General features: G+C 45.6%; 23 protein-coding genes and 1 riboswitch. Of the genes, 15 read left to right on the top strand and 8 right to left on the bottom strand.

All coding sequences use genetic code 11. The annotated features are described in order from the left end of the window. Window positions 1-110: 110 nt before the first annotated feature. Window positions 111-251: riboswitch (yybP-ykoY riboswitch) on the top strand. A gap of 73 nt (window positions 252-324) precedes the next feature. The 7 genes from G4D73_RS08735 (at window position 325) to recJ (ending at window position 7,864) form a co-directional block, all read left to right on the top strand. Beyond that, the gene (locus G4D73_RS08735; protein ID WP_004729168.1) at window positions 325-900 is read left to right on the top strand and encodes a TMEM165/GDT1 family protein; all 576 of its coding nucleotides are present in this window, start codon (window positions 325-327) and stop codon (window positions 898-900) included. 184 nt (window positions 901-1,084) lie between these two features. Then, complete coding sequence (locus G4D73_RS08730; protein ID WP_213686545.1) at window positions 1,085-1,882, top strand: MBL fold metallo-hydrolase; 798 nt, start codon at window positions 1,085-1,087, stop codon at window positions 1,880-1,882. 96 nt (window positions 1,883-1,978) lie between these two features. After that, the gene (locus tag G4D73_RS08725) at window positions 1,979-2,344 is read left to right on the top strand and encodes a YkgJ family cysteine cluster protein (RefSeq protein WP_114540945.1); all 366 of its coding nucleotides are present in this window, start codon (window positions 1,979-1,981) and stop codon (window positions 2,342-2,344) included. Between the two features lie 224 nt (window positions 2,345-2,568). Beyond that, window positions 2,569-4,035, top strand: a complete 1,467-nt coding sequence (gene guaB, locus G4D73_RS08720; RefSeq protein ID WP_004281332.1) for an IMP dehydrogenase — start codon at window positions 2,569-2,571, stop codon at window positions 4,033-4,035. Window positions 4,036-4,158: 123 nt separating this feature from the next. Continuing rightward, the gene (glmM, locus tag G4D73_RS08715) at window positions 4,159-5,490 is read left to right on the top strand and encodes a phosphoglucosamine mutase (RefSeq protein WP_213686544.1); all 1,332 of its coding nucleotides are present in this window, start codon (window positions 4,159-4,161) and stop codon (window positions 5,488-5,490) included. Window positions 5,491-5,504: 14 nt separating this feature from the next. Then, entirely contained in the window at window positions 5,505-6,161 is a 657-nt protein-coding gene (gene pdxH / locus G4D73_RS08710; protein ID WP_213686543.1) for a pyridoxamine 5'-phosphate oxidase, read from the top strand. A gap of 2 nt (window positions 6,162-6,163) precedes the next feature. Beyond that, window positions 6,164-7,864 carry a single-stranded-DNA-specific exonuclease RecJ gene (gene recJ, locus G4D73_RS08705; protein WP_213686542.1) on the top strand — a complete coding sequence of 567 codons (1,701 nt, stop codon included), beginning with the start codon at window positions 6,164-6,166 and terminating at the stop codon, window positions 7,862-7,864. Between the two features lie 51 nt (window positions 7,865-7,915). Here recJ and G4D73_RS08700 read toward each other — a convergent pair whose 3' ends face one another. Together G4D73_RS08700 and G4D73_RS08695 are read right to left on the bottom strand one after the other, a co-directional pair. Next, window positions 7,916-8,653: a putative porin gene (locus tag G4D73_RS08700; RefSeq protein ID WP_004281339.1), complete on the bottom strand. Its 738-nt coding sequence runs from the start codon at window positions 8,651-8,653 to the stop codon at window positions 7,916-7,918. A gap of 175 nt (window positions 8,654-8,828) precedes the next feature. Continuing rightward, window positions 8,829-9,608: a putative porin gene (locus G4D73_RS08695; RefSeq protein WP_005245738.1), complete on the bottom strand. Its 780-nt coding sequence runs from the start codon at window positions 9,606-9,608 to the stop codon at window positions 8,829-8,831. A 500-nt stretch (window positions 9,609-10,108) separates the two neighbouring features. Here G4D73_RS08695 and prfB point away from each other — a divergent pair. The 5 genes from prfB to G4D73_RS08670 all read left to right on the top strand — a co-directional run bounded on the left by prfB (window position 10,109) and on the right by G4D73_RS08670 (window position 15,222). Next, window positions 10,109-11,204 (top strand): peptide chain release factor 2 gene (gene prfB, locus G4D73_RS08690; RefSeq protein WP_213686541.1). Its coding sequence is split into 2 segments (ribosomal slippage): window positions 10,109-10,180 and window positions 10,182-11,204, totalling 1,095 coding nucleotides; the frame shifts between segments, so codons are not numbered across the junction. Window positions 11,205-11,351: 147 nt separating this feature from the next. Continuing rightward, the gene (locus G4D73_RS08685; protein WP_004281346.1) at window positions 11,352-11,651 is read left to right on the top strand and encodes an ArsR/SmtB family transcription factor; all 300 of its coding nucleotides are present in this window, start codon (window positions 11,352-11,354) and stop codon (window positions 11,649-11,651) included. Window positions 11,652-11,666: 15 nt separating this feature from the next. Continuing rightward, a complete protein-coding gene (locus tag G4D73_RS08680; protein WP_004729181.1) occupies window positions 11,667-12,752 on the top strand; it encodes an alkene reductase in 1,086 nt (361 codons plus the stop codon). A gap of 82 nt (window positions 12,753-12,834) precedes the next feature. After that, window positions 12,835-14,115, top strand: coding sequence for a 3-deoxy-D-manno-octulosonic acid transferase (locus G4D73_RS08675; protein WP_213686540.1), 1,281 nt, complete (start codon window positions 12,835-12,837; stop codon window positions 14,113-14,115). Between the two features lie 393 nt (window positions 14,116-14,508). Beyond that, window positions 14,509-15,222, top strand: coding sequence for a 16S rRNA (uracil(1498)-N(3))-methyltransferase (locus G4D73_RS08670; protein WP_213686539.1), 714 nt, complete (start codon window positions 14,509-14,511; stop codon window positions 15,220-15,222). On the opposite strand, the gene G4D73_RS08665 is transcribed toward G4D73_RS08670, so the two are convergent. Together G4D73_RS08665 and G4D73_RS08660 are read right to left on the bottom strand one after the other, a co-directional pair. Beyond that, window positions 15,196-16,176, bottom strand: coding sequence for a mechanosensitive ion channel family protein (locus tag G4D73_RS08665; RefSeq protein WP_005108135.1), 981 nt, complete (start codon window positions 16,174-16,176; stop codon window positions 15,196-15,198). The genes G4D73_RS08670 and G4D73_RS08665 overlap by 27 nt on opposite strands. Window positions 16,177-16,282: 106 nt before the next feature. Continuing rightward, window positions 16,283-16,861, bottom strand: a complete 579-nt coding sequence (locus G4D73_RS08660; RefSeq protein WP_213686538.1) for a DUF805 domain-containing protein — start codon at window positions 16,859-16,861, stop codon at window positions 16,283-16,285. A 270-nt stretch (window positions 16,862-17,131) separates the two neighbouring features. On the opposite strand from G4D73_RS08660, the gene acs reads away from it, so the two are divergent. Then, on the top strand, window positions 17,132-19,078 hold the full coding sequence (gene acs / locus G4D73_RS08655; RefSeq protein ID WP_213686537.1) for an acetate--CoA ligase: 1,947 nt from the start codon (window positions 17,132-17,134) through the stop codon (window positions 19,076-19,078). A gap of 130 nt (window positions 19,079-19,208) precedes the next feature. Next, window positions 19,209-20,390: an acyl-CoA dehydrogenase family protein gene (locus tag G4D73_RS08650; protein WP_213686536.1), complete on the top strand. Its 1,182-nt coding sequence runs from the start codon at window positions 19,209-19,211 to the stop codon at window positions 20,388-20,390. A 61-nt stretch (window positions 20,391-20,451) separates the two neighbouring features. On the opposite strand, the gene G4D73_RS08645 is transcribed toward G4D73_RS08650, so the two are convergent. The 3 genes from G4D73_RS08645 to msuE all read right to left on the bottom strand — a co-directional run bounded on the left by G4D73_RS08645 (window position 20,452) and on the right by msuE (window position 23,882). Continuing rightward, complete coding sequence (locus tag G4D73_RS08645) at window positions 20,452-21,861, bottom strand: cryptochrome/photolyase family protein (RefSeq protein ID WP_213686535.1); 1,410 nt, start codon at window positions 21,859-21,861, stop codon at window positions 20,452-20,454. A gap of 147 nt (window positions 21,862-22,008) precedes the next feature. Beyond that, window positions 22,009-23,121, bottom strand: coding sequence for a dimethylsulfone monooxygenase SfnG (gene sfnG / locus G4D73_RS08640; protein WP_213686534.1), 1,113 nt, complete (start codon window positions 23,119-23,121; stop codon window positions 22,009-22,011). A 26-nt stretch (window positions 23,122-23,147) separates the two neighbouring features. After that, window positions 23,148-23,882 (bottom strand): FMN reductase, encoded by a 735-nt coding sequence (gene msuE / locus G4D73_RS08635; protein ID WP_213686533.1) that lies wholly within the window; start codon window positions 23,880-23,882, stop codon window positions 23,148-23,150. Between the two features lie 376 nt (window positions 23,883-24,258). On the opposite strand from msuE, the gene G4D73_RS08630 reads away from it, so the two are divergent. Continuing rightward, window positions 24,259-24,909 carry a response regulator gene (locus tag G4D73_RS08630; RefSeq protein ID WP_004281370.1) on the top strand — a complete coding sequence of 217 codons (651 nt, stop codon included), beginning with the start codon at window positions 24,259-24,261 and terminating at the stop codon, window positions 24,907-24,909. Between the two features lie 89 nt (window positions 24,910-24,998). Here the strand turns inward: G4D73_RS08630 and G4D73_RS08625 are convergent, their stop codons facing one another. Further along, a complete protein-coding gene (locus tag G4D73_RS08625) occupies window positions 24,999-25,760 on the bottom strand; it encodes a hypothetical protein (protein ID WP_004647267.1) in 762 nt (253 codons plus the stop codon). Window positions 25,761-25,831 lie beyond the last annotated feature (71 nt).

Raw genomic sequence — 25,831 nt, 5'->3', positions numbered from 1 at the left:
ATTTCAATTGAAGCTCAGGAAGAAATACAAAGAAGGTATAAATAAAAACCCTGCTTCGGCAGGGTTTTTTCTTGCTGCATTGAAAAATAATCTATTTGATTCTATACTTGGCGCACTTCATTGGGGAGTAGCCGCCTTTTGCGCAAAGCAGAAGGGTGATGGTCAACATATTTGCTCAACCGAGCATGGTCATCATAGCAAAGAACCAAGTCAGCTTTTCCAAGCTTTCTTTTGTTGGCAAGACCTTTGATTTACCACTCTGCAGATTTTGGCTAGCAGGAGCGGTGAGTCATTGGTATTGGATGCTAGCCAGAGAAAAACCTCATGTATGAATTCCTACTGTCGACTGCAATCGTAGCGCTGGCTGAAATGGGTGATAAGACCCAACTGCTGGCATTGCTGCTTGCCGCACGTTTTCGCAAACCTGTTCCTATTTTAGTTGCCATTTTATTGGCGACGCTGATTAACCACGGCCTTTCTGCAGTATTGGGACAATGGGTGACCACGGTGATCGGGCCGGAGGTGCTACTGTGGATCGTCTCGATTGGCTTTATCGCAATGGCTGTCTGGATGCTGATTCCGGATGAACTCGGGGATGAAAATGCCAGTATCAATAAATGGCAAAAATTCGGGGTATTTGGTGCGACCTTTATTCTGTTCTTTCTGGCAGAAATTGGTGACAAAACTCAGATTGCTACGGTCGCATTAGCAGCACGTTTCGATAGCGTATTCTGGGTGATGCTTGGGACCACTTTGGGCATGATGCTGGCCAATGCACCTGCAGTATTTTTGGGAGATAAGCTGGCGAATAGACTCCCGATCAGCCTGATTCATAAAATTGGAGCGGCGATTTTCCTGGTGATTGGTGTCGCAACACTGGCTCAACATTATTTCTTTTAAATCATAAAATAATAAATTACATGAATCCTGAGCTAAAAACTCAGGATTTTTTATGGTTAAAATTCTCTCAAAACCTTGGTAAATAGTGTGATATGGCTAGTTTTATTGATTGTAAGTTTGATTAATTCCTTATATTTTATACGGGTATAAAAACGTTATTTTTATTATAAATTGGGGAATTTACATGGCTTTTGAACGCACCACATCGCAGGTCCTGTTTGATAACGGGACACATAAGTGCATCAGTTTTACCAGTCTGGTTAAAGGTGAAGGCGTTCAGGCAAACCAGTTTCTGATCATTGATCATGAGCGCGCAGCGGTACTTGATCCGGGTGGTGATTTAACCTATGTGCCGCTGACTATGGAGCTGAATAAATATACCCGTTTGACCAATCTGGATTATGTCATGGCCTCGCACCAGGATCCGGATATCATCACCTCGATGCCGCGCTGGCTGGTCTATACGGAGGCCAAAGTGGTGGCATCCAAGCTGTGGGCGCGCTTCTTGCCGCACTTAAACTCGGCCTTTATGAGTGACCGGATGAAAGGTAACTGGTTAGATCGATTGGTGGAGCTTCCGGATCATGGTCAAATCATCCCGTTGGGTCAATCACACATTGTGGCGGTGCCGGCGCATTTTTTGCATTCGGTGGGGAATTTCCAGTTTTATGATCCGATTGCCAAAATCCTGTTTTCAGGTGATATGGGTGCGTCCATGGTTGAAGATGCCGCCAAGCCACTGGAAAACTTTGCCGCGCATATCCCAAAAATGAAAAGCTTCCATCAACGCTATATGTGCAATAACAAGGTGATTCGTCTTTGGGTGAAAATGGTACGCAGCATGGAAATCGAGATGATTGTGCCGCAACATGGTACACCATTTATCGGTAAAGAGCAGATTAATCAGTTTCTGGACTGGATTGAAACGCTGCAATGCGGAACTGACCTGATGGATGAAACGGTTTTTACTTGTCCTGAATAGTTCACACAAAAAATAATTTTTTTCTTGTGTGGAAAAACAACATTTTTTATATTTCTTCTCCAAAAAACTTTTTTTGATAATGAGAACTTATAAGAAATGTTGTCTCAAGTTCCAAAACCGGATGCGTGTTTAAGCTGCGGGGCGTGCTGCGCCTATTTCAGGGTTTCGTTTTATTGGGCTGAAGGAATTCATATGCCTGAGCACTATACCGAACCTGTGACAGCAGTCTATTCATGTATGGCTGGAACCAATCAAAAAAATCCACGCTGTATTGCACTTGATGGCACCATCGGCCAGCAGGTCAGCTGCGGTATGTATGAGCAGCGCAGTTCATCCTGCAAAGAAGTGCAGATTGCCGATGAGCAATGCAATAAGGCACGTGTTGCACACAATATGTTGCCCTTTGTCCAGATTGAAACTGATGAAGCCGACAATGATGACAGTTTTGAATACGTCAGCTAAATCCACCCAAAGCAGAGCTTAGGCTCTGCTTTTCACTTGATTAAAATGATCGGGGTCTATTTAAAAATAGGGAACTTCATTATCGGACGTATTATTGATACTGTTTTAGCACCCACATAGATCTGTTTGTACAAAGCTTGAATAAAAAATAATTTTGCAATTGCAATGAAATTTAAGCCGATATTTGTTTATAATAGTGCACGGAAATTACCAGTGAGACTGTTATGTTGACCATCGTTCAAGACGCGTTAACCTTCGATGATGTCCTATTACTCCCTGCCTATTCTACTGTTCTTCCAAAAGATGTCTCCCTAAAGACACGTTTAACTCGTGGCATTAACCTGAATATTCCTCTTGTGTCTGCAGCAATGGATACGGTGACTGAGTCCCGTATGGCGATTGCAATGGCGCAAAATGGCGGTATCGGTATTTTGCACAAGAACATGGATATCGCTGTTCAGGCTGCAGAAGTGCGCCGTGTGAAAAAATTTGAAGCGGGTATGGTCAAAGACCCGATTACAGTGACTCCTGAAACCACAGTACGTGAACTGATTGCGCTGACTCAAGCCAACAATATCAGTGGTGTGCCCGTTGTGAAAGACGGCAAAGTGGTGGGTATCGTGACCGGTCGTGATACACGCTTTGAAACCAATCTTGAGCAGCCAGTCAGCAATATCATGACTGGTCAGGATCGTCTGGTGACGGTTCGTGAAGGCGAATCGAAAGAAAACATTCAAGCCTTATTGCAACAGCATCGTATTGAAAAAGTACTGGTGGTCAATGATCAGCAAGAGCTGAAAGGCTTGATTACGGTAACCGATTTCCGTAAAGCTGAATTGTATCCAAATAGCTGTAAAGATGACCTGGGTCGTCTGCGTGTTGGTGCTGCTGTCGGTACTGGTGCAGAAACGCCAAGCCGCGTAGAAGCCTTGGTTGATGCAGGTGTGGACGTGATTGTAGTCGATACTGCACATGGCCATTCTGCAGGTGTGATCGAGCGTGTACGTTGGGTTAAGGCCAATTATCCACAAGTTCAGGTGATTGGCGGTAACATCGCGACAGGTGATGCTGCGCTGGCGTTACTTGATGCAGGTGCGGATGCCGTTAAAGTTGGTATTGGTCCTGGTTCAATCTGTACCACGCGTATTGTGGCGGGTATTGGTATGCCACAGATCTCTGCGATTGATTCTGTTGCCAATGCGCTGAAAGATCAGATTCCTTTGATCGCAGATGGCGGTATTCGTTTCTCTGGCGATATGGCCAAAGCGATTGGTGCGGGCGCAAGCACGATTATGGTGGGTTCATTGATGGCCGGTACTGAAGAAGCACCAGGCGAAGTTGAATTCTTCCAGGGCCGTTACTACAAGGCTTATCGCGGTATGGGTTCATTGGGCGCGATGGCGGGTGCGACAGGTTCTGCTGACCGTTACTTCCAGGACTCCAAGGCCGGTGCCGAGAAGCTGGTTCCTGAAGGTATTGAAGGTCGTGTACCGTACAAAGGCCCAATGGGTAATATCGTACATCAGATGATGGGCGGCCTACGTTCTTCAATGGGTTATACCGGTTCTGCGACGATTGAAGACCTGCGTCAGAATGCCAAGTTTGTGAAAATCACTTCTGCCGGTATGTCTGAGTCGCATGTACATGATGTGACCATTACCAAAGAAGCACCAAACTATCGCGTAGGTTAATTTCCTGTGATTTAAAATTTTAAAAAGCCGTCATGCAAATGACGGCTTTTTTATTTTGGTGTAAAGTGTGACTCAAGGAAAAAAATGGGTGATATCAATCATCCGCTAAGAAGTGAGATAAAGATGAGTTATTTTGGTACGGATGGTATTCGTGGAAAGTTTGGCGAATTACCGATTACCCCTGAGTTTGCCCTGAAACTGGGATTTGCAGCCGGAAAAGTTTTAAAACGCCATAGTAAAAAATCCAAACCATTGGTGGTTCTGGGTAAAGATACCCGTTTGTCTGGTTATATCCTGGAAGCAGCCTTGCAAGCAGGTTTAAATGCCGCTGGCGTTTATGTTCATCTTTTAGGTCCACTACCGACACCGGCGATTGCTCACTTGACCCGTGCCTTACATGCCAGCTTGGGTATTGTCATTTCCGCTTCGCATAACCCGTATTTTGATAATGGCATTAAGTTCTTCTCTGCAGAAGGTAAAAAACTGCCAGATGCTTTACAAGACGAAATTAATCAGGAACTTGAAAAAGATTTTTTGATTGAAGATACGGCGAATCTGGGTAAAAGTATCCGGGTTAAAGATGCTAATGGTCGCTATATTGAATTCTGTAAATCGACGTTCCCGTATCATCTGGATCTGAATGAACTTACCATTGTAGTGGATTGTGCCAATGGCGCAGCCTATAACGTGGGGCCTGCAGTGTTCCGTGAACTGGGTGCACGTGTGATTGCAATTCACAATGAGCCGAGCGGTTTAAATATTAATGAGGGCTGTGGTTCGACCCATCCGGAAAGCTTGCAACAAGCCGTGGTTCAACATCAAGCGGATTTGGGTATTGCCTTTGATGGAGATGCCGACCGTGTGGTTCTCGTAGATAAAGCCGGTAATCTGATTGATGGCGACCATATTCTTTATATTCTTGCGACTCAAAGCTCGAAAAAACCGGCAGGTATCGTCGGTACCTTAATGAGCAATATGGCGCTGGAACTGGCGCTGGAAAAAGCACAAGTGCCGTTATTACGTGCCAAAGTTGGCGACCGTTATGTATTACAAGGTCTGGAAGAAAATGGCTGGGTAATTGGCGGTGAGCCTTCTGGTCATATTCTGACTTTAGACAAGAGCACCACAGGCGACGCCATTATTGCAGCCCTGCAAGTTTTAACCGTGATGGTTGAGCAGAAAAAAGCTCTGCATGAACTTGTGGCTGACTTTAAACTGTTGCCAAATGTCCTGGTCAATGTACGTTTAAATGCCATGTTTGATCCTTATTCAGTGCCTGCACTGGCAGCTGAATTTGAAAAAGCCGAACAGCAGCTTAAAGGTCGTGGCCGTTTATTGATTCGTAAATCTGGCACAGAACCTGTCATTCGTGTGATGGTCGAAGGCGATGATCTGGCTGAAGTCACCACACTTGCAAACAGCCTGGCAGATGCTGTGCGTGCCAATGCCGCTTAACAGGAACATAGATAATGAGTGATCTGATCAAGGATCTGAGTGAACTACGCCTGAATTATGAAAAAGGCGAGTTACAGGAACAGCAAGTCAATCCGAATCCACATATGCAGTTCCTGCAATGGTTTAACCATGCACTGGAAGCAAAATTGCATGAACCCTATGCCATGTCTTTGGCAACAGCCAATGCACAAGGCCGTCCGCACGTGCGTACGGTATTGCTACGTGGAGCGACTGACGCAGGGTATGATTTTTATACCAACTATGATAGTCAAAAAGGTTTAGATCTGGCTAAAAATCCTTATGCCGAACTGTTGTTCTACTGGCAGGATCAGGAGCGCCAGATTCGTATTTCAGGTCGTGTAAAGAAAATATCGGAAGAAGAATCGACCGATTATTATCATAAACGTCCACGAGAAAGCCAGATTGCTGCACATATCAGTACCCCGCAAAGTGGCGTCGTGGCCAGTCGTGAGGAATTGCAGCAACGTTTTTGGGATTTTTATACCCAGGTCGCGAATCAGCAACAGTTGGACAAGCCGGTATTCTGGGGCGGTTATCGTCTAGAACCCGATTATTATGAATTCTGGCAGGGTCGTCCCAACCGTTTGCATGACCGTTTAAGTTATCGCAAAACCGATGCCGGCTGGACTTTAGAGCGCTTAATGCCATAACCATGCAAAAACTGGAAATCAAACAACGTCCATTGCTGACACGCCCTGAAAATTTACCGGGCGTCCCTGCATTCGTGGCCGAGATTCTGGCTCGTCGTGGGGTGGAATCCGAGCAGGAACTTGAGCTCAAGCTGAAGCATTTGCTGGCACCGACCATGAAAGGCTTGCCTGAAGCCATTCAATTGATGGATCAGGCGATTGATCATGGCCAGAAAATCGTGATTGTCGGCGATTATGATGCCGATGGCGCGACCAGTACTGCACTCATGGTGCTGGCACTGCGCGATATGGGCGCCAATGTTGAATATCTGGTACCAGACCGTTTTAAATATGGGTATGGATTGACGCCCGCAATTGCAGATCTGGCCTTTGTCAATTTCACGCCTGATTTACTGATTACCGTGGACAATGGCATTTCCAGCCATGACGGAGTAAAACAGGCGCAGGATCATGGCATGCAGGTGATCATTACTGATCACCATCTGACGACCAAGCCGACACCAAAAGCCGAAGCCGTGGTCAATCCCAATCAGCTCGGTTGCGACTTTCCAAGCAAAGCACTGGCTGGGGTCGGGGTGGCTTTTTATATACTGGCCAATCTGTCTACCCATCGAAAGAAACTTGGAAAATCCTCTACGGTAATTACCAATTATCTTGATCTGGTGGCGCTCGGCACCTATGCCGATGTCGCGAGTCTGGACTACAACAACCGGATTCTGGTCGATGCAGGGTTGAAACGGATCCAGCAAGGTCAATGCCGCGCAGGAATCAGTGCACTACTTGATATTGCCAAACGTGATCCTGCTGGTCTGAAAGCTCAAGATTTGGGCTTTGTTTTAGGCCCACGGATTAACGCGGCTGGACGCATGGAAACCATGGATATCGGGATCGAATGTTTGCTGGCTCCTGATCTGACAACTGCTTATCCACTGGCTGAACAGCTGAATCAGCTCAATGTCGAACGCCGTCAGGTGGAAGGTAAAATCAAGCAGGAAGCCTTGCTTGAGCTGGATAAAATCCAGTGGGATGCCACTGAACTACCTGCTGCGTTGATCATGTTTGAACAGCATTGGCATCAGGGAGTGATCGGGATTGTAGCAGGGCGTTTAAAAGAGCAGTTCCATCGTCCGAGTATTGTTTTTGCCGCGGATCAGGATGGGATTCATATCAAAGGTTCGGCGCGTTCGATTGAAGGTATTCATATTCGTGATGCGATTGAACAGGTGGCAGAGCAATATCCTCATTTAGTCAGTCATTTTGGTGGCCATGCAGCAGCAGCCGGTTTAACCCTGAAAAAAGAAAATTTCGCCGAGTTTAAGCAGGTCTTTGAAGTACTGATTGGTGCGATGGATGAGGATTTATTCACTGCGACTTTATGGACGGATGGAGAGCTGCCAGCTTCTGCTTTTCACATTGAAACAGTCGATTTATTACAGAATTTAAGTCCATGGGGGCAAAAATTCCCCCAACCGATTTTTGATGGTGTGTTCAAAATTATGGACTATCGCTGGCTTAAGGACGTACATCTTAAATTGCGCGTGGCTTTGGAGAATGGTCAGGTCGTGGATGCGATCGCCTTCAATGCAGCGGATAAATATGACTTTGATCCGATGAAAGATACGCGTTTGGTCTATGAGCTGGATAAAAATGTCTTTAATGGCAATGTCAGTCTGCAAATGCGGATTATGCATTTAGAACAATAGACCATAAAAAACCGCTCGAGTGAGCGGTTTTTTTGCTTTTAATCGGAGAGATTAGAAGCGGTATGCACCACGTACGCCAAAGATATCAGCATTATCAGCAAAATTAATCGAACCTTCTAAGCTAACTTGTTGGTTAAAGAATTTTTTGGCACGAATAGTAAAAACATCATTACCTTCTAGGTCTGAGTCAGAGAATCCTAAGCCAACACTGAAAGTTTTGTCTAGATATAAATCTGCACCTAGGTTATAAGCATCGATATCACCGAAACTTGCACCACCTTCGAAGTTCATATCGTATTGACCGACTTGTGTTACATATTTGGCACGTAAAGTTGGATCAATTTCATCGTCTGCATTGTCTTCAGAAATACCTACAAGACCAAGTGCTACTAATAAGCCAGGAACAGGTAAATAACCCGCTTCAGCAGCGTAACCAGTTATGTCACCAGCATCATTATCAAAATGAGCAATGTTACCACTTAAATAAAAGTCTGAATTTGGAACAAAATACTCAATACCAGCACCAATGCCAAACGTGTCTGAATCATCTTGATAGCTTAATACACCATTCACATTGCTGGCACGGTTTAAGAATGCAGCTTCATTCAAAGGTGAATTTTTGACTTGGACCGAGTTGAAGTAGTAAGTCCCATCGATAGCAAAACCTACATCCGAACCACCTTGGTCATGATCAAGAAGATCAATAGAAGCCCCAACTTCAGTTTGATAAGCGTGTGCAGTTCCCAGGCCAGCAAGAAGCGCTGTAGCAAGAGCAAGTTTCTTAAGCATTTAGATTTCTCTCTTTGTTATAAAAATATGACTGTTTGATGAACAGTTGTAACAAATTGTACAGTTTATATTCGCCCCGTCAATGTGCAAAAATACCTAAATGCTTGTTAAGAGTGCAATAAAAAAACCCATCCGAGGATGGGTTTTCTATGAATGACTAATTTTTGGTTTTAGATTAGAAGCGGTACTTCGCTGCTACACCAAAGGTATTGTAGTCATTGTTAAACTGTTCACCAAAGCCGACACGGCCTTCTAAGCTCACTTGCTGGTTAATGAACTTACGTGCATTGATACCAAATTCGCTCTTGTCGGTAATATCATTGTTGTGATAATCAGCACCGACACTCAAGGTTTTGTCGATGAAATAATCTGCTGCCAGATTGTATTCATCTAGATCACCAAACGCTGCACCTGCTTCCAGGTTGATATCTTTACCGTTGCTTAAGGTAGTCACGTATTTAGCACGTAATGTTGGATCTACACCATCATCCTCGTCGTTATCCCAACCTTTCACACCCGCCGCAATCAATAGGCCTGGCGCTGGTAGATAACCGACTTCTGCAGCATAAGTAGTTAAGTCATTATCTACCTCATTGTTATCTTGCAGATCATGACCATTGACGTTACCGCTTAAGTAGAAGTCAGAATTCGGTACGAAGTACTCTGCACCTACGCCATAACGATGCGCTTCAGAATCACCAATTTCATTATATTGATATTGCGCACTCACGTTGCTAGCACGATCAAGGAATGCTGCTTCTGCTAATGGTGCATTACGTGTTTGAACTGGATTGAAGTAATATGTACCATCAACGCCGAAAGAACCGCTAGTTCCACCGTTGTCAGGATCAACCACTCCTGCTGATGCACCAATTTCTGCTTGGTAAGCATGTGCTGCTGTACCAGTCATTGCTATTGCTGAAAGTAGTGCCGAAGCAATCGCTAATTTTTTCATGGTTACTACCCCTCAAATCGTGAGTTAAAAACATTACACTTTTTGTTACAACTTTCAGTCTAGAGCAATTCCAAAGATCGTCAATCAAAGGAAAGTTACAGTAATGTGAATAGCGTAATCTTGTGTAATTTTTGCTGAACAAGTGACTGAATAATAAAATTAAATTTATAATGTAGTGTTTTATTAAAAGTGTGTAGATATTGTGGAATCTATTGAATTCGCTGATTTTTTATACAGACCAATAAGAAATCCTAAATTATAAAATCAATTGCAAAATTATATTTCGGTCATAAAACGGGGCTAAAAAGCCGATAAAAATTTCGGATAAAAAGACGCAAAAGAGTCTATGAGATGTTGAAAATTGGATGAGGGAAATACAGGTCTAAATGCTCAAGACATTCGAGCCTTAGACTGAATGGATCGTTAAAATAGCGGAAATAGACTGTGCTATAATATCGGGCTAAGAATTTTGTGCCTAATTTTGATTGAGAGTAATTCACGTGGAAATTAATCCGTATCTAAACCAATTGAAAGACTTAAACGAACGTGGTCAAACACTACGGGGGTATCTTTGACTACGATCTGAAAAAAGAGCGTTTAGAAGAAGTCCTACGTGAATTAGAAGATCCAACCATCTGGAATGACCAGAGTCGTGCCCAAGCGATGGCCCAAGAAAAAGGCGAGCTTGAAAATGTATTAAATGTGCTGGATCGCTTAAGTACCCAGCTTGAAGATGCACAGGCTTTGCTTGATCTGGCGGTTGAAGCGGATGATGAAAGCTTGCTAGAAGACGTACAGGCTGAACTGAGCACGGCTGAAGAAGAACTGGCCAAGCTTGAATTTCGCCGTATGTTCAATAATCCGATGGATCCAAACCCTTGCTATCTTGAAATTCAAGCTGGTTCAGGCGGTACAGAAGCACAGGACTGGGCGTCTATGTTGCTACGTATGTATCTACGCTGGATTGAACGTCATGGCTTTAAAGCAGAAGTGATGGAAGAATCTGATGGCGATGTTGCCGGGATTAAATCTGCGACGATTCGTGTGGAAGGTGAGTACGCCTATGGCTGGTTACGTACCGAATCTGGTGTACATCGTTTAGTGCGTAAATCACCATTTGACTCGGGCAACCGTCGTCATACCTCGTTCTCTGCCGTGTTTGTCTCACCTGAAGTAGATGACAATATCGAAATTGAAATCAATCCGTCCGATGTTCGTACCGATACTTACCGTGCATCAGGGGCGGGTGGTCAGCATATTAACAAAACAGATTCTGCCGTGCGTTTAACCCATGCACCGACCGGAATTGTGGTGGCCTGTCAGAACCAGCGTTCACAACATGCCAACCGTGACCACGCCTGGAAGCAGTTACGTGCCAAACTTTATGAGCTCGAGATGAGCAAACGTAACGAAGCGGCACAAGCACTGGAAGATTCCAAGTCTGATATCGGCTGGGGTAGCCAGATCCGTTCTTATGTCCTGGATGATTCACGTATTAAGGATTTGCGTACAGGTGTGGAAAATTCCAATACTGGCGCAGTTCTGGACGGTGATCTGGACAAATTTATCGAAGCAAGCCTGAAACAGGGCTTGTAAGAAGTCGTTTGAATAGCTGGCGTAACCAAGCTTGTACAGACTGTGACTCTTATATCTAAAATTTTCGATATATAAATCGAAAAAATACGATATAATGGTCGCAGATGCTGAATAAAGTTTCGTTGCGCCACTGATTGTGATGTGCCTATGGACCTTGATCTAATTTTTAAAGCCTTAGCCAATCCGACCCGTCGACAAATTCTGGAGTGGTTAAAATCTCCGGAGCAATATCTGTCTGCGGAAGAGTGTGGTGGCTTTCAACGTGGGGTCTGTGCAGGTCAAATTGAACGTTTGGGCCAGGTTTCCCAGTCCACCATGTCCAATCATTTGTCTGTATTACAGCAGACTGGCCTGATCACTGCGACCAAGCATGGACAGTGGTCATATTTCTCCCGCAATGAAACTTTGATTCAACAATTTATCGAACACCTACAACAACACCTTTAACAGGTGGGAGTAACGATGGCTGAATTAAATTCTCCTTTAACGCTCGGTGCGTTAGAGCTTAAAAACCGTGTCATCATGGCGCCGCTGACCCGTAACCGCGCAACTGCTGATCGCGTTCCAACCCCAATGATGGTTGAGTACTATGCGCAACGTGCAAGTGCTGGCCTGATTATTTCTGAAGCCACAGTGATTTCTGAAGAAGCCAATGGCTATTTAAATACTCCAGGATTGTTTACCGATGCTCAGGTCGAAGGCTGGAAAAAGGTTACTCAAGCGGTTCATGAGAAGGGCGGTCTGATTGTTGCCCAGCTTTGGCATGTTGGTCGTGTATCGCATCCGGATCTGTTAAATGGTGAAACACCAGTCTCTGCAAGTGCAGTACAACAGGCGGGTCATGTCAGCTTGTTACGTCCAAAACGTCCTTATGTGTTGCCGCGTCCGCTGGAAATTTCGGAAATTCATGCCATTACCGAGCAATATAAGCAAGCCGCGATTCGTGCTAAAGAAGCCGGTTTTGATGGTGTTGAATTACATGCTGCCAATGGTTATTTGATTGACCAGTTCTTGCAAAGCAAAACCAATCAGCGTGAAGATGAATACGGCGGTTCAGTGGAAAATCGTACACGTTTCCTGCTAGAAGCAACTGATGCACTGATTGAAGTATGGGGCGCAGATCGTGTAGGGGTGCATTTTGCGCCGCGTTGTGATGACCATGACATGGGCGACAATGATCCACGTGAAACATTTGGCTATGCCATGGAGCAGCTGGGTAAGCGCAAGATTGCCTTCTTCTTTACCCGTGAATATCTGGCAGAAGACAGTATTTCTGAATATATGAAACAGCGCTCAAATGGAGTGCCTTATATTGCCAATATGCAACTAAGTCGTGAAGATGCCATTGAATTACTGGCTTCAGGCAAGGCTGATGCGGTGGCTTTTGGTAAGGCGTATATTGCCAATCCGGATCTATACGAACGTCTGCTCGAAGATGCGCCGCTGAATGAACTGAAGCTGGAAAATATGATCGGAACCAATGTCGCGGAAGGCTATATTGATTATCCGACATTGGCTGAAGCAGAAGCTTTAACTACAGTAGAATAATCTAAAAATGAGCCACATTGATTAACATGTTGATGTGGCTCTGCTATATTCTGCCCATTGAATCTTTGGACAGGGGCGCAATGTGGCCACTCCATTTTGGTATAACGCAGCCTTGGCGCTGGTTAAACCCTTATATCAATCGCGTATCCGTAAACGTGCGACCGATCCTGAACAATTACAACAAGAACTGACAGAACGTTTCGGCCCGTTTCAGCCACCCAAAAACCTGCATGCCATCTGGTTTCATGTGGTGTCGGTGGGTGAAACCAATGCTGCCCAACCGTTAATTGAACATTATTTAAAACTTGGCCATCCGGTGCTGGTCACCAATACCACCAAAACCGGTCAGGCACGCGCTAAATCACTTTTTTTAAAAGCGCCTTATCTCAATTTGTTTCAAGCCGTGTATTTGCCTGCTGACCAGAAAACTTTAATTCGTGAATTTTATCAAAAATATCAGCCGAAACTTTTATTGCTGATGGAAACTGAGCTTTGGCCTAATCTGCTGGATCAGGCACCCCAGTTTAATGTGCCAACTGTATTGTTGAATGCGCGTCTGTCTGAAAAATCTGCCAAAGGTTATACCAAGGTCAAAGGTCTGACTAGAGGCATGCTACAGCAGTTAACCCAGCTTTTGGCACAGGATATTGCCACCCAGCAACGTTATATCCAGTTAGGAATAGCAGCCGAAAAAACCCAGGTTTTGGGCAATATCAAATTTGATATTACTGCGCCCGAGCGCTTTATCCAGCAGGCAGATCAATTGACACAGGAGTGGCAGTTAGGGGGGCGAAAGATCGTCACGTTAGCTAGTACTCATGCTCCTGAAGAAAAAGAAATTCTGAGTGCTTTAAAAGCTGCTTTAGAAGCTGATCCATATTTGGTCTGTATTGTGGTACCGCGCCATCCGGAACGTTTTGATGAGGTGTTCCAGGCTGCACAGTCTTTGGGATTAAAAACTCAGCGTCGTAGTTTAGGGCAACATATTAAAGCAGATACCCAGGTTTATTTGGCCGATTCGATGGGTGAAATGTGGCTCTGGTATGCTTTGAGCCAGGCCTGTTATGTCGGTGGTTCTTTAAATGAGCCAGGTGGAGGACATAATATTCTGGAGCCGATTGCGCTGAATGTGCCGACTGTTTTAGGCAAAAACTATTTTAATTTTCAGACCATCGTGGATGAGTTTGTTCAATCGGATGCAGTCGCAGTAGTACAGAATGCCCAGCAGGCTGCAGAAGTATTACTGGAACTTTTGCAAGATCAGGTTAAGGCGGAAAACTTGAATGCGGCAGCGCAGCAAATTATGCAGTTAAATACAGGATCGCTTGCCAAGCATATTCAGGTGATTGATCAGTATCTTTAATTTACCTTGATAAGTAACAGATATTGGATTTACCAAGACGGCAGGGATGCCGTCGTTAGGCTGATGATACAGGGAAGTATCATCAACCTAACAAAAGCGTTTTGCCTACTTTTGCGCTGTCAAAAGTAGGGAAGGCCTATACAATAATAATTTGATCTAATTATGATTTGAGGCGATGTTAAATCAATTCAAAGGGCAATCACGGCCTTTTGATGAGGTACAGAATATATTTTTTATAGCGTAGGCAGTATCTTACTTTTGTCGGGCCAAAAGTAACAAAAGCCTTTTGCAGTGCTGAAGGGACGTCCTGTCCCTCAGCACTGCAGGCGACATCCCTGTCGCCACCCTCTAGCCAATAGAGGGATATATCATATTTTTTTGGTCTTCTTTTTTATGAACATCATCCTGCTTGATTCACGTCAAACCGAAACTGAACTTTGGTCCATTACCTCAACTCGGCAACTGGAACATTTACAGCAGCATTTGCAGATCCAGGTGGGAGATACGTTAAAAGTCGGAATTCGGGAAGGTCTGCGTTACCTGACTGAGATTGTCGAAATCTCTGAAAAAGCAGTGCGCTTGAAACCGCTGCAAGAAGAAGCTGTTCCAGAAAAATTGCCAGTGACTTTAATTGTGGCCTTGCCACGTCCGAAAGTGCTGCGCCGTCTGATCATGGACAGTGTAACCTTGGGCGTTGAAAAAATCATTTTACTGCATAGCTATCGTGTCGATAAAAGCTATTGGCAAACTCCATTTTTACAGCAGTTAAATCATTATATCGAGCTGGGACTGGAACAGGCAGGCGATACGGTTGCTCCGAAAATCGAGCTGTATAAACGCTTTAAACCCTTTGTTGAAGATATCTTGCCGGGTTTGATTAGTGCGGATGGTCCGGCTTATGTGGCACATCCTTATGCAGAGCAAGCGATGCCGTTTGCGATTGAGCATCCCTGTACGATTGTTATTGGTCCGGAGGGTGGATTTATTCCATATGAAGTTGATTTACTCATCAAAAACGGCTGCCAGGCTGTGAGTCTGGGCAACCGTATTATTCGTACAGAAACTGTGATTCCTTATGTTTTAGGTCGACTGTTTAGCACGTGCTGAAGCTTCTTCATTGCCTTCGCCACGATAGACTTTGACTTCCTGTACCGGATACGGAATTGAAATATGATGCTCGGCAAAAGCCTGAATCACCCGTTCCTGCACCGCACTGATTGAAGTTCCGGTGCCGGTTTCAGTGGTATCGACCCACCAGAAAGCTTTTAGGGTAATAGAAAAGTCAGCCAGCGCCGTGACATTGACACTAAAGCCTGGCTGGCTCAGGATGGTTGGATCTTTATCTAAAATAGCGGTGATCAGGTCCTTGGCTTTCTGGATGTCATCTTCATAGCCGATGCCCACCACGAATTCGCAGCGGCGACGGGTATAGGCAGTATTCACCGTGACCGCACTGGTGTAGACCGTTGCATTCGGAATTACAATACGACGGCCATCCGGTGAGCGTAAAAAGGTCGCACGAATTTGGATATCTTCAACCGTCCCTTCCATGCCATTCACGATAATATCGTCGCCAATCTTGAACGGTTCACTGAGCAGAATTAACACGCCAGAAAGCAGGTTCTGGAAAATATCCTTGAAGGCAAAACCGATCGCGACCGAACCAATTCCGAGGGCACTCATCAGCTGACCCGGGGTAAAGCCAGGAACAGCAATCACCAGTCCAATCAGAATACCAAAGAAAATAATAAAGGTACTGCCGACACGGTTGAGTACCAACACCAGATTCTGGCGGGTATAAGAACGGTTTTCCAAAGTTTTACGTACGAAAAACTTGAAGACTTTGGAGAGTAACCAGAAAATCGTAATCACGATCAGTGCGATACAGAAATAAGGCACACGTTCCCAGAAACCTTCCATGATCTTGTCAATGGTGCTGTAGGCATCATTATACTTGGCGGTATGTTCAATCACGGTCTGGGTCGTTTTTTCAGTTGCCTGATGTAACAACTCCGTGGTGCCCTCAGTTACCTGGCTTAAGGTATTGTTTTGCTCTGCCACAAAAATTCCACAATTCAAATTTTGCCTATTTTGCCTGATGTTCAGCAAAAAATTAATAAGGGCTTGAAGTCACCAGTGGATAATTTTAAAAATAACGGCGCTGTTGTTAAAAGTATTTGGTGGTTTTTTGCATCATTTCAGTAGGGGTAGGTGTTTGTTCTTCACCGCTCATATAACTGAATAAAGCGATAGATCCCAACAAGCTAAGCAGGGTCAGGATAATCATCAGCCAGGCCAGAATTTTTTCCCAGAGCAAGGTCATCCGTGCCGGACCATACTGATTACTGCCTCGATCGCCCGAACCAAAAACGATATAAAGCCATACAAAAATGTTGACTAGCGGCAGTAAAAATAATAGCGTCCACCAGCCACTGCGGTTCATATCATGCAAACGGCGAACGGTCACCACTAAAGCGAAATACACATAGGCCAGAACCATGACCAGTACACCGATACTGGCCAAGCCTTGCAGTGAAATCAGCCAGTTGGGATCTAGAGAATGGGTAGAAATATTCACAATATCAATACTGAGACCTAGTGCGATACTGCCAAATAAAAAAATGAAATACAGAAATGCCGACCAGGCAATAAAGCTCAAGCGTCCGAAGCGGCCTTTCATCGACAGGGGATGATCGGTTGCAGGCAGCGCAGGCGGGTTAAAGTAGGGAGATTCAGGCGATTTCATAAAGTGTATCCTGCTAAATCAGATGAAATAACCACAAGCGGTCAATTTTATTTTTAAAGGGTTGTGCTACAGATCATACACAGTTGCGCAGAAGATTCTGTACTGTAAGTTGTGGTTTATTTTGATTGAATTTGTATAAATAATCTACGACGAAAGCATGATTGCCGGATTTGAAATAAGCAGGCCATACTGCCATTATGCATAAAAAACAATCAACAACGCAGCATTAACCTCTCGTGATGAGATAGAACAAAATCAAGGAAGTGACCTATGCAAGAGATCTATCCAGTACCCGAAGAATTTAAAAAAACAGCACGTACGCTCGAAGACCAGTACTTTGAACGTTATCAATATTCTATAGAACAGCCAGATAAATTTTGGGCAGAACAGGCGCAACGTTTGGACTGGATCAAGCCCTTTACCCAAGTCAAAAATACCAGCTTTAACAAAGACGATTTTAAAATCGAATGGTTTGCCGATGGTCAGCTCAATGTCAGTGCCAACTGTCTGGATCGGCATCTGAAAGAACATCCTTATAAACCGGCGATCATCTGGGAAGGGGATCATCCTTCACGGCACAAGATTATTTCCTTTGCCGAGCTGCATGATGAAACCTGCCGTTTCGCCAATGTGTTGAAGAAAAATGGCATCCAGAAAGGCGACCGGGTCATGCTGTATATGCCGATGGTCTCTGAAGCCGCGATTGCCATGCTGGCCTGTGCCCGGATCGGGGCGGTGCATTGCGTGGTATTTGGTGGTTTCTCGCCGGACTCCTTAGCCAGCCGGATTGAAGACTGTCAAGCGAAAATGGTGATTACAGCCGATTCCGGCATGCGCGGAGGTAAGGCCATTCCACTGAAAGCAAATGTCGATGAGGCACTAAAACTGGCGGGTACAGGCTCGATTCAAAATGTAATAGTGGTACACCGCACCGGTAACCCGATCGAAATGCAGGAAGGGCGTGATCTGTGGTATCACACGGAAATTATGTCAGTGAATGACATCTGCCCACCGGAACCGATGAATGCCGAAGATCCGCTGTTTATCCTGTATACCTCAGGTTCCACCGGCAAGCCCAAGGGCGTGATGCATACCACTGGCGGTTATCTGACCTATGTGAATTGCACCTTCCGTGAAGCATTTGATATCAAGCAGGATGATGTATTCTGGTGTACCGCAGATGTGGGCTGGATCACCGGGCATTCCTATGTACTGTATGGGCCACTTTCGAATGGTACCACCACCGTGATGTTTGAAGGTGTGCCGCAATATCCAAGTTGGGCGCGTACTGGACATATTGTCGACAAGCATAACGTCACCATTCTCTATACTGCACCGACGGCGATCCGCGCCATGATGCGTGAGGGCGATGCTTTTGTGCGGGAAAGTGATCGCAGTAGCCTGAGAATTTTAGGTTCAGTCGGTGAGCCAATTAATCCGGAAGCCTGGAACTGGTACTACACTGTGGTCGGTGAAAGCCGCTGTCCTGTCATCGATACCTGGTGGCAGACCGAAACAGGCGGTTTCATGATTACACCATTGCCGGGTGCGACTGATTTAAAACCAGGTTCTGCGACACGGCCTTTCTTCGGCGTACAACCAGCTATTGTCGATGCCGATGGCAAGGAACTAGAGGGTGAAGCTGAGGGCAATCTGGTGATTAAGGATTCCTGGCCGGGTCAGATGCGCACCATTTGGGGAGACCCGGAGCGTTTTATCGAAGCTTATTTCTCCACCTATCCCGGTACCTATTTCACCGGGGATGGGGCACGTCGCGATAAAGATGGTTACTACTGGATTACCGGCCGTGTCGATGATGTCCTGAATGTATCCGGACACCGCTTAGGTACTGCAGAAATTGAAAGTGCACTGGTGGCGCATGAATCGGTGGCTGAAGCCGCTGTAGTCGGTATGCCGCATGACATTAAAGGTCAGGGCATTTGTGCCTTTGTGACCTTGCAGGCTGATGTTGCCAGTTCAGATCAATTACGTGGGGAACTGGTCAGCTGGGTACGCAAGATTCTGGGGCCAGTGGCGACTCCCGATGCCTTGCATTGGGCACCGGCATTGCCGAAAACCCGTTCCGGCAAAATCATGCGCCGGATATTGAGAAAGATTGCAGCCGATGAGCTGGATAGTCTCGGAGATACTTCGACCCTGGCTGAACCGCAAGTGGTGGATCATCTGATTGCAGAGGTACAGCGTAATAACGCTTAAATTTAAGCTTTTCCAATACCGGCATCCCGCCGGTATTTTTATATCGGGAATAAGCTCTGCATGCTTTCGGATATAGTGACAGGCTGCAATCTGCTAAGCTCAAGCCATGCTGAATATAGGTCCAAAAACAATGAATATACGACAATCATATCTCGATCAGTTGCCCTTAGAGATTGCCCGGCAACTGGCTGAAACTTTCGTCCAGACTGCAGCAGAACGGGATAAACAGGGGGGGAATCCCAAAGCCGAACGTGACCTGATTCGCCAGAGTAGCTTGCTTGGCCTGTCTATTCCGAAGCACTATGGTGGTCAGGGTGCCGACTGGCAGACCATTTTTAGCACCATTCAGACCATTGCCCAAGTCGACAGTTCATTGGCCCATATCTACGGCTTTCACCATTTGCTGATTGCGACCGTTCAATTATTTTCTCAACCTGAACAATATGGTGCGTGGTTTGAACAGACTGCCCAAAATAATCTGTTTTGGGGTAATACTCTAAATCCGCTGGACCATCGCACCATAGTTACAAAAGTTTCAGAAAACGAATATATTTTCCATGGTGATAAAAGCTTCTGCTCAGGTTCGATTGATTCGGATATGTTGCTGTGTTCAGGTTATGACGAAGCAGGAAAATTACTGATAGGAGTGATTCCTACCTGGCGAGAGGGCGTGAGCTTTCTGGGCGACTGGAACAATATGGGCCAACGCCAGACCGACAGTGGTACCAGCCATTTTGAGCAGGTCAAAATTCATGAAGATGAATTGCTGTTAAATCCGGGTCCACTGAGTACGCCGTATTCCAGTCTACGGCCTTTGATTGCCCAGCTGATTTTCGTACATCTGTTTTTGGGCGTGGCAGAAGGGGCATTTGAAATTGCCAGACAGGGTGTACAGACCCAAAAAGCCTGGTCCAAATCACTGGCAGACGATGCGGTGAATGATCCTTTTATCCAGAAGCATTTTGCCGAGTTTTATGTACAACTGGAAGGTGTACGCTTACTGGCAGATAAAGCGGTTCAGACTTTACAGGCAGCCTGGGAGCTTGGGAATGATTTAACAGCTGAGCAGCGCGGTGAAGTCTCAGTTGCCATTGCCACAGCCAAAATTGCCGCAACCAATACCTCTCTCTATATTACCCAGAATATTTTCCAGGTAATGGGTGCGCGGGCCACCACGGCCAAGCTCAATCTTGACCGTTTCTGGCGCAATGTCCGCACCCAGACCTTGCATGACCCGATCGATTATAAATATCAGGAAGTGGGGGAATGGGTGCTGACTGGAAAAGTGCCTGATCCGAGTTTTTATTCCTGATCTAAAAATAAAACAGCCTCTTTATCGGAGGCTGTTTTATTCGGGATGAAAAAGTTTGGTTTTAAATTTGCTTAAACGCTTCAATCGCTCTTACACGAGAGGCTTTTAAATCCACAATCGGTTTTGGATAATCCAGTGCAAGATCCGGATTTTTAGCATAGGGTTCATGAATAGATTTAGCATTCAGATGTGTCAGTTCTGGCACCCATTGACGGATGTAATCCCCATTCGGGTCAAACTTCTGTGACTGGCTGACCGGGTTAAAAATCCGGAAATAAGGTACGGCATCCATGCCGGTCGAGGCACACCATTGCCAACCGCCATTGTTCGCTGCCAAATCGCCATCAATCAGATGCTGCATGAACCAGCTTTCTCCCAGACGCCAGTCAATCAGCAGGTTTTTACACAGGAACATTGCAGTAATCATGCGTACCCGGTTATGCATCCAGCCAATGGCTCGCATTTGCCGCATGCCAGCATCGACAATCGGAATCCCGGTTTGTCCTTGTTGCCAGGCAGCCAGATCATCTGGTGCATTGCGCCACTGGATTTTATCGGTATTTTCCTTAAAAGGCCGATGTCTGGATACACGGGGAAAATCAAACAGGGTATGCAGATAAAATTCGCGCCAGAGCAGTTCATCTAGCCAAGTCTGCTGACCGATATTATCAATCTGGAAATATCCGTCCTTAAACAGGGTCTGCATACATTGACGGATCGAGAGAATACCGATATTCAGATATGGTGACAGGCGGCTGGTACCATCGACTGCAGGTAGATCTCGCTCAGTTTTATAGTGAGCCATTTTCTCCCCGATAAAATCATCGAGCAGCTCAAAGGCAGCTTGATCTTTTGCAGGCCAGAGCTGGGCAGCATGATCGACAGAATAATCAGCCGCAAATTTTTGCAGATCAAAACTGGTCAGCTGGTCTGGTAATTCAAACGGATCTTGAGGCTGAATGGCAGGATAGCAGCCCGGTATATTCTGAATCAGTCGCTCATAGCATTTTTTCTTGAATGCGCTATAGACCTGATAGGGTTGATTGGACTGATTGCGGATACTGGTTAGTGGAAACAGGCTGCGATCATGATACAGCTCGACCCGGATCTGCTGCTGTTCCAGCATCTGCTGTACCTGTGCATCACGTTGCAGTTCATTCACGCCCACTTCAATATTGGCATGTAGCGTATCAATCTGCAGTTTTTGGCACAGGCTTCGCATTTCGGCAGGCAGGTCTTGCCATAAGGGAATATTTAAAATGATTAATGGAATATTCAGCTGCGTTAACTGCTGCTTTAAGATGCTGAGGCGGCGCAGATAAAAATCGATTTTAATCCGGGCATCCTGATGCAGTTTCCATTGTTCGGGAGAGAGAACCACGAGAGCAAAACAGGGTCCTTGCTGCGTGGCATGCCAGAGCGCGGCATGATCATGAATGCGGAGGTCTTGACGAAACCAGATCAGTTGCATTATTAAAATTCTTGGAAAGTCGTTAGTGCAGAATTTTAAGGAATTGCTGGTCTCAAACCTAGCCAGACAACAATTTTATCACATAAAAAAATCCCCCAAGCCGAGCCTTGAGGGAGGGAGTGAGTCTGCTGAGATTTATTGGAATGATTATACGGGCTCAGCTTCTTCTTGCTGCACAGGTGTTGCCTGTTGTGCTTCAAGCTCACGGACCAAAGGCAGCACCTTCTGGCCAAAATATTCAACCTCTTCAATAAAGTGCAGGAAGCCTGACAGAATCAGATCAACGCCCACTTTTTTCAGCTCGATAATCCGTTCAGCAATCTGCTGCGGTGTCCCGATCAGATTGGTGCGGAACCCGTCATTGTATTGCACCAGATCTTCAAAGGTGGATTTGGCCCAGTTGCCTTCACCTTCCTGACTTGCTGCGCCGGCTTCACGGGTCGCTTCACCAAAAGATTTCACTGCCTGCACATTGGCCTTGCTAATAATTTCCTGCAATACAGCCTGCGCTTCTTCTTCGGTATCCCGTGCAATCACAAAGGCATTTACGCCGATTTTCACCGAGTGATGATTTGCCTTGGCTTTTTCACGAATATCATCGATCTGTTTTTTCAGCTCTTCCGGGGTATTGCCATTGGTGAAGTACCAGTCAGATACGCGAGAAGCCATATCACGTGCTGCCCGGGAACTGCCGCCCTGAAAGATTTCAATATGCGGTTTTTGTAGCGGTTTTGGACTCAGGGTATAGTCTTTGAATTGATAATATTTACCTTCAAAATTAAAGTTATTCTGGCTCCAGACCCCTTTCAGGCTACGGATAAACTCTTCCGAACGGGCATAACGCTCGTCATGTTCCGGCCATTCTTCACCAATGGCATCAAACTCACCGCGGAACCAGCCACTGACCACATTGATCGCGATCCGGCCATTGCTCAGATGGTCAATCGTCGCCAGTTGTTTTGCAGCCAGTGCCGGCTTCCATGGACCCGGCAGAATCGCGGCAATGACTTTCAGGCGTTCAGTTTTGGCCAGAATGCCATGACTGAAGCTGACCGATTCATGCTGGTTTTCTGCGTTATAGCCGGCAGTAAAACGGATCTGGGTCAGGGCATAATCAAAGCCTGCCTGTTCAGCGGTTTGTGCCAGACGCACGTTATAGTCATAGCTCCAGTCGGTGCGCTGCTCGATATTACTAACCACCAGGCCACCACTGACATTCGGCACCCAATAGGCAAATACGATATTTTTATCATTCGACATATTCATCACCCTCTGCAATGCTGTGTTCAAGCCACTTGAGTCTTTGGTGCTTTCTTGCTGTGCAAGCGCGATTCTGCGGCATCCAGGCTCGGCACGGCTGCTGAAGGCAGCACTTCTTCCTGTTCGATCTGCTTGTTAATGCCCAGATTTTGACTGGCTTGAATGGTTCTTTCTTTGATGACTTCAGCACGTTGTCCCTTGGCTGGTGCCCATTCAAGAATCGGCAAGGCACGCGCCACAGCCAGGGTAATCCGGTCGCGGAGCAATTCACTGTGAATGGTATATTCAGGGGTGAAATCGCGGTCGGTGGCATAGACCCCAATCGGTAAAGTCTGTGCCTGAAAGAAGCTGAATAAAGGACGCAGTTGATGTTCAAGCACCAGCGCATGACGGTCACTGCCACCAGAAGCTGCCAGTAATACCGGAACATCGACCAGCGCCGTTTGCTCAACAAAGTCAAAGAAATGCTTGAACAGGCCGGTAAATGAAGCGCGGTACACAGGAGTGCCAACAATCAGCGCATCTGCGGCTTCTACTGCTGCCAGATCATTCTGAACGCGTTGCGGCAACTGATTGCGATAAATCGCGCCGCCCAAGAGCGAACCAATTTCACTAAATTTAATGAAATGCACATTGATCGGTGTCGCTTCACCCAGCTCATCCAGAATGGCCTGAACCAAGGCTTCGGTTTTTGAGGGGTGATTTAAACCGCCAGATACGGCAACAATATTTAAGGGTTTTTGCGCATTAAAATTAGACATATTTAGAACCTGAAAATAGGGTTAATCTCGGAATGACCCTATTAATCCCGATTCAGCGAAGGGCTGTAAAATAACGAAAAGCTGAAAAGTTATCTGATTTTGCGATATACGACAAAGGCCTGATTTTTAAGGAAGGTTTTGTGGGTAAGTGAATGATATTTATATTTATATTGAATAAAGATAAGCTTTTTCAGTGAGGAATAAGTGATATATAAAAAAGTGATGAGAATTAAACAATTATTGCAATAGTGCAAAAATGGGCAATTTTGAAGAAAAACTGCATATTATTTTAAAAATTGTAGTGTCTTGCATATCCTTAACCGGGTTGTGTGGTTAGAATAGGGGCTACCGTGCCAAGATCTCTCTCACGTTGCCTATGAATATTTTAATCGTTGATGATCATCCACTATTTCGTCATGCCTTGATTCAAGCTGTACGTTATAGCCTGCCACAAGCCCAGATTCATGAAACTGCGGCAGTCAATGAATTTTATGAACGTCTAGAAAATGGCCCTGAGCCTGATCTTGTGCTGCTGGATTTAAACCTGCCGGGCGCTTCCGGCTTTTCTGCCCTCGTGCATGTCCGCGCACAATATCCGTCTTTACCGATTATTGTCGTGTCTGCACATGAAGAAGTCAGCATTATCCAGCGTGCGATCGCGCATGGTGCAATGGGCTATATTCCTAAATCTGCCCACCCAAGCCATATCGGTGAAGCGATTCGTGAAGTGCTGGAAGGTGAAATCTGGTTACCACCAAATCTGCCAGCCAATATGAATTTTGATCCGCGTGCTGCCGATGAAACGGCTTTGGCAGAACGGATCCAGTCTTTGACGCCGCAACAGTTCCGGGTATTGATGATGGTGGCTGAAGGTTTATTAAACAAGCAGATTGCTTATGAACTGGATGTGTCAGAAGCGACGATTAAAGCGCATGTGACGGCAATCTTCCGTAAACTCGGAGTACAAAACCGGACACAAGCGGTATTGGCCATTAATGCACTGAATATTGAAGACCGCAAAATGTAAGTTCTGCATAGCCGAATTGAAAAAGACCTCCTTGGAGGTCTTTTTTTATGGGTGAAATCTGAAAAATTGAGTGCAAAGGCCTGAGTCAGCTAGGCGATATAATCCTGCTTGCGGGTGAAATCATCACAAAACAATGGATTTAAGGCACATTGCAATTCGTCAATCTGCTCTTCAGTGACATAACCTTTCGATTTCAGATATTCCGCCACGCGATCATCACGCAAACTCAGGAAAGTCGCATCATATACACCCAGATCCACAAACAGTGCCGCAGTTTCCAGACTGTTAAAACGATCCAGATAAACTTCATTGTCATACATCAGGAAGACATGTTCGTCGCGCGTATTCGGATCGACATGTAAACGCTGCGCCAGCTCATGTGGGCAGGTTTTGATAAATAACAGATCAGACAGCTCATCAAACTGGCTGGTGTCCAGACAATCTTCTTCATTTTTGACTTTACCCAGCCAGGCCTTAAAGACCAGTACCGCGCCACCACGCAGCAACATGCTCCAGATCTGATGACGGGTTTTTGCTGGAAGGTCCTCTGTTTCAGCTTCTAAAGACTGAATCAGCTTGTCTTCCTGTTCAGCAATCTTTTCAAATAGTCCCAGACCTTGCGGCTTGTAGGCATAAGGTTCAAAGACATCAAAATGTAATTCGTCAAAGACTTGCAGTGCCAGGGGTACTGCACTCTGATACAGCGTTTCCAGTGCCTGATACTGGGCATCATTCAGCTTGCTGTATTTAAAGATCTGTGCCCAGTCAATGCTTGGCAATAAGGCATTGGCGCCATATTGACGGTGAAACTGCTGGGTCTGATTCAGGCCATGGTTTTGATCTATGTTCATGTGAAGAACTCCGATATGCAGAAATAGATCAGCGACCAAAAAAATTAAGGCTGCATAAGATGGAAACTGAT

Origin of the sequence: Acinetobacter sp. WY4 (genome assembly GCF_018438165.1) — a bacterium.
Classification (GTDB): Bacteria; Pseudomonadota; Gammaproteobacteria; order Pseudomonadales; family Moraxellaceae; genus Acinetobacter.
Note: the sequence above shows the minus strand (reverse complement) of the source record. Positions and strands in the feature narration are given on the sequence as shown.